The 9,168-nt window shown below is 62.6% G+C and carries 5 protein-coding genes and 1 pseudogene; 3 read left to right on the forward strand and 3 right to left on the reverse strand.

Going from position 1 to position 9,168, the window contains the following annotated elements; translation table 11 throughout:
* Positions 1 to 1,513: 1,513 nt before the first annotated feature.
* The 3 genes and pseudogenes from ACIQX2_RS19290 to ACIQX2_RS19300 all read right to left on the reverse strand — a co-directional run bounded on the left by ACIQX2_RS19290 (position 1,514) and on the right by ACIQX2_RS19300 (position 6,111).
* The gene (locus ACIQX2_RS19290) at positions 1,514 to 2,140 is read right to left on the reverse strand and encodes a DsbA family protein (RefSeq protein ID WP_263284177.1); all 627 of its coding nucleotides are present in this window, start codon (positions 2,138 to 2,140) and stop codon (positions 1,514 to 1,516) included.
* Positions 2,120 to 3,301, reverse strand: a pseudogene (gene nhaA / locus ACIQX2_RS19295) (Na+/H+ antiporter NhaA); the annotation flags it as partial. The pseudogene nhaA and the gene ACIQX2_RS19290, both read right to left, overlap by 21 nt.
* A 128-nt stretch (positions 3,302 to 3,429) precedes the next feature.
* A complete protein-coding gene (locus ACIQX2_RS19300; RefSeq protein WP_051649789.1) occupies positions 3,430 to 6,111 on the reverse strand; it encodes an excinuclease ABC subunit UvrA in 2,682 nt (893 codons plus the stop codon).
* Positions 6,112 to 6,313: 202 nt separating this feature from the next.
* On the opposite strand from ACIQX2_RS19300, the gene ACIQX2_RS19305 reads away from it, so the two are divergent.
* The 3 genes from ACIQX2_RS19305 to ACIQX2_RS19315 all read left to right on the forward strand — a co-directional run bounded on the left by ACIQX2_RS19305 (position 6,314) and on the right by ACIQX2_RS19315 (position 9,095).
* A complete protein-coding gene (locus ACIQX2_RS19305) occupies positions 6,314 to 7,507 on the forward strand; it encodes an alcohol dehydrogenase catalytic domain-containing protein (protein ID WP_003943355.1) in 1,194 nt (397 codons plus the stop codon).
* A 210-nt stretch (positions 7,508 to 7,717) separates the two neighbouring features.
* Positions 7,718 to 8,692 (forward strand): helix-turn-helix domain-containing protein, encoded by a 975-nt coding sequence (locus tag ACIQX2_RS19310; protein WP_003943380.1) that lies wholly within the window; start codon positions 7,718 to 7,720, stop codon positions 8,690 to 8,692.
* A 184-nt stretch (positions 8,693 to 8,876) separates the two neighbouring features.
* Positions 8,877 to 9,095: an SRPBCC family protein gene (locus tag ACIQX2_RS19315; RefSeq protein ID WP_353799055.1), complete on the forward strand. Its 219-nt coding sequence runs from the start codon at positions 8,877 to 8,879 to the stop codon at positions 9,093 to 9,095.
* The last annotated feature ends 73 nt before the right edge of the window (positions 9,096 to 9,168 follow it).

Genomic DNA, 9,168 nt, shown 5'->3' on the forward strand with positions numbered 1-9,168 from the left:
CTTCGTCACATCATCCAGTGTCGTCATCACGGCACCCTTCTCGCCGGGCATTCACCCAGCGTGTCGGGCCGAAACACCGTTTAAGAAACACTCCCGGAGCGGGCCCGTTCGGTACGTTCGGGTGTCATGACGGTTGGGCGGGCACCGTGTCGGCTTTGGCGCCGGACGGCTTCGAGGCCGGCGTGAGCGCATTCGACGATCATGTGGTGCCCACCTTTGGGCGAGAGCGGCCATGATGCGGGAGAAGAATTCACGACCCCGCCGGTGGTTGTGCCGAATCCTTCTGCGAAAGAACGGAATACGGAGCAGTGTTCGCAAAGAATGTGGACGTGCCGATGAGGCGACAAACGGATCGTCCGAGCCTGTCGAGTTCAGACCACGAGGACGACACCGCCATTCCCGCGTAGGTAGCTCAGGCGTTCGGCGAGCTGGGGTCGCTGCGTTTTCGAGCCGGATTCGCAGTCGGTGAAGATACAGATCGCTCCGGCTTGGCGGAGTGCGTACTGCTGCAGTTCGGGGTTTGTTCTAAGACACCGGTGTATCCGATGGTGCTCACAGTCTCAGTCCTTCTCCTCTGCTGCCATGTGTGGGACGGTGCGGCTATTCATGAGCTGGTGACCGATCTCAGGACTCCAAGAAGGTGCGCAACTTGGCCGAGTTCGGGTTTTGCTGTGATGCTTCGGGTTTGATCGAACTCGACCACGTGTAGGTCTGTTGAGGCATGGTGTCGTAGTGCTCGGAGAAGGCCATGGCGGCACCGCGGGGTGCCGCAGCGATCACTGCGGCACGTCGATGACTGGTTTGATCGCGAGCCGTAGGACGCCGCGAGGATAGTTCCGCCATCTAAATAGGCGAAGTTGCAGCAACCTGGACGGCGTCGACACTGAGATCACCTAGCGACCATCCGACGTCGCGGGCTGCCGGTCGGAGTCTGTTGATCGCCAGGTAATTGGGTATCCACACCGAAACGAACTATTCGAGAGGTTTTGCGGTGAAGGATGTCAGGCGAGGAATGACGGATTCCGAGCTGGTCGAGGAAGCTGCCCGGCTCGCTGAGCAGAAGGATCGGACTCGATGCGACGAAATCCGGTTGGCACTCGTTCAGGACGAGCTCGAGTCCCGGCGCCACGCATTCCGACGAGCACGGAACGGCGAGGAGACATCAACGATGAACTTTCTGCTGATCTGGTCGCGTGTGTCTTCCGGGCTCATGCCGGAGGATGTGCGTGTCTGCGGTCCGAGACAACGCTCCGTGCCGGCCCGGTGGGCACTGCCGATGAATCCCCGTCGTTGATGTTGGATTTGGAGCTGTTCGTCGGCCCGCCCTTCGCTGCCGCATTCCGTGCGGCAGTCCACTGGCTCGTCTTCGTCGGCGTTCTCTGACCACGTGCGGCAGGTGACGGTTTGGGGAAGACGGCTGATTCGCGCGATCAGCGTCTCGATCACATCGGGAATCCGAGCGAAGTCGTCGGGCGTTGAGGACGGTGCCGTTGAGGGCGATACTCTCCGGCGTCTACTGCAGGGACGTGCGAGCGCCTCGGCGGCTGTGCTCGAGTTCTTTGGTGAGGGTGCGCGCGTCATAGCTTCCGATTATTCGGCAGCCTTCGACGAAAAAGGTCGGTGTTTCTCGGGCACCACTGGACTGGGCGCTGGAAATGTCACGTTGTACGCGCTCGGCGACCGCGTCGCTGTCGAGGTCCGCGACGAACTGGTCGACGTCGAGTCCTATCTCGGCTGCATAGCCGATGAGATCGGTTCGCGCGAGCGCGTTCTGGCGGGTGAACACGAAGTCCAGCCATTCCCAGAACATGTGCTGCCGTGCGGCGGCCTCTGCTGCATGTGCGGCAACCAGTGCGTGCGGATGGATGTCCACCAGCGGTAGGTGACGGACCACGTAGCGCAGATCGTCGCCGAAGTGGACGTGCAGGTCGTCCCATCCTCCGGTGGCATGTGCGCAGAATCCACATTCGAAGTCGACGAACTCTACAAGGGTCAGCTGGGCGTCTTCGGGTCCACGAATGTGGTCGATCTCGGGATCTACGGGAGGTTCCAGCACGATGGGGAGATCGGCTTCGGCCTCACCCAGCTTGGTCGCTGCCACGCGGAAGATCACCGCACCCAGTACTGCAGCCAGCACCATGGCGACGAGCACGCCGACGGTCGCCTGCCCGGCCAGTTCGGGAGATGTGCCGAAAGCCAAACCTATGATCAGCAGCGATACGGTGAATCCCATCCCCGATAGCGCAGATCCGCCCATCACACTGCCCATGCCGACCCCCTGCGGTAATCGGCCCGCTCCGAGTCGGACAGCGATGTATGTGGCTGCTCCGATGCCGAGGAGCTTGCCGAGAACCAGGCCAAGCACAACTCCCCAGGTCACACGGGCACTGAACGCTTCGACGAGCAGTCCGCCACGCAGGTCGACGCCGGCGTTGGCGAGAGCGAAGATCGGTACCACGATCAGCGCGGTGGGTACCCGGAGGTATTCGTGTATCCGCTCGTTGACGGCTGTGCCTTTGGCCAGTCCACGTGACACTGCACGACCTGATGCGGCGCTCGGAGACTGCCAGAAGTCACGAAACAGTTCTGGAGCCGCCTCCACCTTGTGCCGCTGTGTCGGGTACGCGGGAATCAGAAGGCCGGCGACCATTCCGGCAAGCGAGGGATGAACACCCGACTCGATCGTGCTGAACCACAGCACGATCACCACGAGAATGTATGGCGCGGCTCGCCACTGTCGCGCCCGCCCGAGTAGCCACAATGCTGTCAGGCATGCCAGGGAAACGAGCAGTGGAATCAGGCGAATGTTTTCGCTGTATACGAATCCGATGATGGACACCGCGAGGAAGTCGTCGACCACCGTGACGGTAAGGAGAAACACTCGCAGTTGGCCTGATCGTGCGGGCCCGAGGAGCGCCAAGGCCCCGAGCATGAAGGCGGTATCGGTGCCGACGACCACCCCCCAACCCTGCAGGCTGTCTCCGCTGCCGACGATCACGGCGTAGATGACGGCGGGTAGACACACCCCCGCGACTCCGGCGATCACGGCGATACGAGTGCGGGTTCGATCACGTAATGACCCGTGGGCGAACTCTTGGCGTACCTCGAGCCCGATCAGAAAGAAGAAGACGACCGTCAACCCGTCGTTGATCCAATGGTGAAGGCTCATGTGCAACGCCACCGGGCCGAGTTCGAATCCGGCGCCTTGATGCCAGAGGTCGAAGTACGCGTCCGAAGCCGGCGAATTTGCCCACAGCAGGGCGGTCACGGTTACCACCAGCAGCAGCACCGCGGAGCCGGACTCACGCCGGAGAGAGGCCGGAGAGAGTTGGAGAGCTGATTACGCAGGCCTTGGGGTTTCGGTGCCTGTCGTGCCATCGCTAGTTGATCCTTATCGCCGTTCAGTCCAGGCGGTGGTGCGCGGTCAGGTCAGTGTTGTGTGGTGCCGGCGCCTGTGTTTTCCAGCGCCGCTCGTAGATAGGGGGCAGTCGCACTGTCGGCAGTGGCAGCTACCTGCTCGGGGGAACCGGTGGCGACGATACGTCCGCCGTCGGCGCCCGCTCCCGGTCCGAGGTCGATGACGTGGTCGGCCTGGGCGACGACGCGCATGTCGAGTTCGACCATGACGACGGTGTTGTCGGCGTCGACGAGCCCCTGCGCGTGAGCGAGCAGTCTGTCGCTGTCGGACGGGTGGAGCCCAGCAGTGGGCTCGTCGAGGATGTAGAGCGTGTCGCCGCGTTGAGCACGCTGGAGTTCGGATGCCAGCTTGACACGCTGAGCTTCGCCGCCGGACAGCTCGGTGGCGGGTTGTCCGAGTCGCAGGTAACCCAACCCGACCTCGCGTAGGACGGTGAGCGAGCGAAGAACGTCGTTCTCACTGGTGAAGAAGGCGTGGGCTTCGTCGATGCTCATCGCGAGAACGTCGGCGATGTTGCGGTCCCGCCAGGTGATTTCGAGTGTGCTCTGCGTGTAACGAGTGCCGTTGCAGTCCGGGCACGGACTGTAGACGCTGGGCAGGAAAAGCAGCTCGACCATCACGAAGCCTTCACCTTCGCAGGTCGGACAGCGGCCACCGGCGACATTGAAGGAGAACCGCCCCGGTTTGTAGTTCCGTTTCTTGGCCGCAGGTGTTGCGGCGAACAGCTTGCGGATGTGGTCGAACATGCCGGTGTAGGTTGCAACATTGGATCGGGGTGTGCGCCCGATAGGGCGCTGATCGATGGCGACCACCCGACGGAGCCCTCCCAAGGTGCCCTCGATGCGGCCGCGGACCGCGCCCTGATCTCCGGTGAGCAGCAGATCGGTGTCGTCGCGCGGTTCGACGTTGGCATCGGGCGCGGCGGGCCGGCCCAGTTCAGCGTTGATCAACGCTGGTAGAGCCTGGCTGACGAGGCTCGATTTCCCCGAACCGGAGACTCCGGTGACCGCGGTCAAGACCCCGAGAGGGAAAGACACGGTGAGGTCGCGGAGACTGTTGCGCTCGACGCCTTCGACGCGAAGCCACCCGCGGGGGGTACGCCGCTGGCGGCGCACCTGCTCCGACGTGTCGAAGAGATAGCGTGCGGTGACCGAGTCCGGTACGTCGGCCAGCCCGGCGGGTGTTCCACTGTAGAGCACGCGTCCACCGTTCTCGCCGGCACCGGGACCGATATCGACCAGCCAGTCCGCTTCTCGGATGACGGGTAGGGAGTGCTCGACGACGAGGACGCTGTTTCCTCGCTCACGAAGTCCGTGCAGAATTCTCAGCAGCGCCGTCAAGTCGCCGGGGTGCAGTCCCGCCGAAGGTTCGTCGAGGATGTAGGCGACGCCGAACAGCTTCGAGGACAGCTGCGTCGCCAGGCGCAGTCGTTGCAGCTCTCCGCCGGAGAGTGTGGGCGTCGTCCGGTCCAGTGACAGATATCCCAGCCCGAGGTCGATGATGGGTTGGATTCTTTCGAGGAGGTCGTCGAGCAGGCGCCGCGCCGCCACCTGTTTTTCCGCTGACACGTTCGGGGTGCGTCGCACGTCGGGAGCGGCGGTGTGCGCCGATCCTCCCGATGCGACACGTCGTCGCGTGGCCTCGGCTCGTCGGGTTTCGTCGAGAGCTTCTCCTGCCGCCTCGGGTAGCCAGTCGCTGGACACAACAGTGCGCGCGATCTCTGCCAGTCGTGCCAGGGGCAAGGACGCGAACTCGGCGATATCCAGGCCCTCGAAGGTGACCGAGAGCGCCTCCGCCTTGACCCGCTTGCCCTGGCACATCGGGCATACCTCGCTGGTGACGAACTCAGAGACCCGCTTCTTGACGATCGAGCTCTTGGTGTTCGCGAAGGTATCGAGCACGAACCGCCGGGCGCCGACGAAATTGCCCTCGTAACTGGGTTCGGTTCCGGCTTTGATCGCTCGCCGAGTCTGTGCCGGGGTAAATCCCGAGTACACAGGAACGGTGGGGCGGTCCTCGGTGAACAGGATCCAGTCGCGATGTTTCTTCGGCAGCTTCTTCCACGGAGAGTCGACGTCGTATCCCAGTGACACCAGGATGTCGCGAAGGTTGCCACCCGGCCAGCCCGGCGGCCACGAAGCGATCGCGCGCTCCCGGATGCTGAGTGTGGGATCGGGGACCATCTTGTCGACATCGACCTCGTAGACGCGCCCGATGCCATGGCAGGTCGGACATGCGCCCTGCACGGTGTTCGGCGAGAAGTCCTCCGCGTAGAGCATCGGTTGGTCATCTGGGTAAGACCCGGCACGGGAATAGAGCATCCGCACGAGACTGCCCAATGTCGTCACGCTGGCGACATTCGATCGAGCATTACCGATGCCTCGGTGCTGCTGCAGTGCAACCGCCGGTGGCAGTCCCTCGACGACGTCGACATCGGGTACACCGACCTGGTCGATCAGCCGACGGGCATACGGTGCCACCGACTCCAGATAGCGCCGCTGCGATTCCGCGAACAGTGTCCCGAACGCCAGCGAGGATTTCCCCGAGCCGGACACACCGGTGAACACCACCAGACGGTCTCGAGGAACATCGAGATCGACGTCGGCAAGATTGTTCTGCCGAGCTCCCCGCACCACGACACCCTGCCTCCAGCGATCATCGGCCTCGGCGAGATGTTCGGAACGGTTTGTCATGCCGGTGACCATAACGAAGGAAGGGAGCCTTGCGGCAGACCCCACAGCACTCCTGGCACACATCGTCACTCAGTTGACACGCAAGGTCACTGACACGTATCGCCACGTGCGCATACGTTCGAAAGGTCCCCCGGTGGCCACGCCACCACAACCGGGTCCCGAATCGCAGCGTGCAGGGATCCCCCAGGTTAGGAGCGACAGCATGGCAGACAGCAACCGCGCAGTGGTGTTCGAGAGCCCCGGCACCATGAAGGTCGAGAAACTCGACTTCCCCAAGCTGGAGATGCCGAACGGACGAAAAGCGCCCCACGGCGTCATCCTGAAAATCGTCGCTACCAACATTTGCGGCAGCGACCTGCACATTTACCGAGGGTCCTTCCCCGTCCCCCAGGGTATGGTCATGGGCCACGAGATGACCGGAGAGATCATCGAGGTCGGCTCCGACGTGGAGTTCCTCAAAGAAGGCGATCTCGTCTCGGTCCCCTTCAACGTCGCCTGTGGACGATGCCGCAACTGTAAAGCTCGCCGCACAGATGTCTGTGAAACCGTCAATCCTGCAGTCTCCTGCGGCGCATACGGTTTCAATCTCGGCGACTGGGTGGGCGGACAAGCCGAATACCTGTTCGTCCCGTACGCGGACTTCCAACTCCTCCGTTTCCCGGACAAGGACCAGGCCATGGACAAGATCCTCGATCTTGCCCTGCTCTCGGACATCCTTCCCACCGCCTTTCACGGACTCATCGAGGCAGGGGCCAAACCAGGTTCAACGGTGTACATCGCCGGCGCCGGGCCGGTCGGACGCTGCGGCGCAGCAGCAGCACGCCTTCTCGGCGCATCCTGCATCATCGTCGGCGACTACTATCAGGACCGACTCGACCTGGTCAAGAACAACGGCTGCGAGACCATCGACCTGAGCCAGGACATCCCCTTGCCCGACCAGATCGAGGCCATCCTCGGTGAGCGCGAAGTCGATTGTGGCGTCGACTATGTCGGCTCCGAAGCACACGGCATCGGCTCGGAGTCCAATCAGCCTCAGCCGGCAGGTGCCATCAACGACGTCCTCGAAGCCACCCGTGCCGGCGGCGCCACCGGCGTCATCGGCGTCTACGGCCCCGACCCTCTGGCACCGACAAAGGCCGAACAGGAAGGCATCTTCCCGCTCGAATTCGGCAAGGCCTGGATCAAGTCACCGCGCCTGTCCGCGGGGCAGGCACCGATCATGCATTACAACCGCGAGTTGATGATGTCGATCCTGTGGGACCGCATGCCGTATCTGAGCGCAATGCTCAACACCAAGGTCATCGGCCTCGACGAAGCACCCGCCGCCTACGAGACCTTCGATCAGGGGTCATCGAGCAAGTTCATCATCGACCCACACGGAATGATTCCAGCCTGAGCACGATCCAGCACGGAAAGCTCATGGTCTCAGCACAATACAGCACGGAATGCTCACGGCCTGAGCGTTTTGCAGCACGCGTAGATTTCCGGCCCTGTGATCGCCCCCCGACTGGCGGACACAGGGCCGGCTCGCTCTCTCCCCGACCCGCAGGACTTTCCCGCGCGGCTCAGTAAACTCAGTGGTATCCGAAAGGCAGGTGATCCGGCCATGGCTGATGCAGACGAGCCCTCATTGCCACACTTCGAAACGTTGTCGACCTCGCGGGCGCCGGACGACGGTGTCATCGACTACTGGCGAGAGGCCCGGCGCCATGCCTACGTCGACGTCAGCACCGACCCCGCCGACCCCGACTTCTACGGCGATGTCCGTCTCGGCCGATACACGAACTTCACTCTGTCCACGAAACGAGCCACCGCCGAGCAGACACACCGCAATCGCAGCCGAATCGCCCAAGGGCGGGAACAGGACGAGTATCTGTTCGCCACATTCCAGACGCGCGGAAGTTGCGTCATCGAACAGGCCGGACACACTGCAGTAGTCCCGCCAGGATCCATGGTCATCTACGACAGTTCCCTGCCCTTCGCTTTCCGAGCCGATGCACCCTACGAACAGGTCATCGTCAAGGTGCCCGCCGATCGAGCCTTCGCGCTCGCCGGCATCGACCGGACCACGGACATCCTGGCCACGACCATGAGCTGTGCAGGAGCGATGTCCGCCGTCGCAGCCTTTTTCACCCAACTGGCCCAACACCAAGACAGCGATCCCCACGGCGCCGCACAGCTCGAGACTCACGCCTCTTCACTGGCCACATCACTACTGAGTCTCGTCACACCGGTTCGCTCTGCCGCCGAAATACCCGCCTTCCTACGACGAGATCAGGTTCTGGCCTACATCCATGCCCACCTTGCAGACCCCGACCTCGACGCCGAACGCATCGCCACCGCGATGCGACTCTCCCGCCGCAGCCTCTACCGCCTGTTCCAGGGAACCGACCACACAGTCATGGGATATCTCCGCGCAGCGCGCATCCAGTCCGCCCAGCACCTACTACGAAAATACCCTTCCCGGCCCGTCTCCCTCATCGCTCGACAAACAGGATTCTCCGACCCCCGCACCTTCTACCGAGCGTTCCGCGACACCACCGGCATGACACCCAACGAACACCGAGAACGCCTCGATTGACAACGCACTGCACATATCCGCTCTACAGCTCAACGAGGCCGCCGGACGGGTCAACAACGACCGGCTCGGGCGAATCATGGCCCGCATACGACAGGTGGCCAGAAACCTGACCCCAATTGCGAGTCTGAAAACGAAACGCTTCGAACCTCATCATCTGAACACGGGCCGTCCCGACCTGCACTTCATGTCCGGAGTACGGGAAATTCGACAAACCGACGATGTGCACACACAGTGGATCCTCGAAATAGCCGGACAAACACGAGAATTCGACGCCACCATCACCGAACAGCACCCGGACGAACGCATCGCGTGGAAATCGGACGCAGGGTCTATCTCTTTAACGGTGTTTCGGCGGATTTCCATCAGTAAGTTTCCGATCCCGGCCAACGATCGGCGAACGTGATCGCAAACGCGTTCAGAGCGGGCTTCCACCTCGTTATCCATCGTGCCTGGCCCTTGCCTGTCGGGTCGAGCGA

It is taken from the genome of Psychrobacillus sp. NPDC096623, assembly GCF_044762655.1.
Classification (GTDB): Bacteria; Bacillota; Bacilli; order Bacillales_A; family Planococcaceae; genus Psychrobacillus.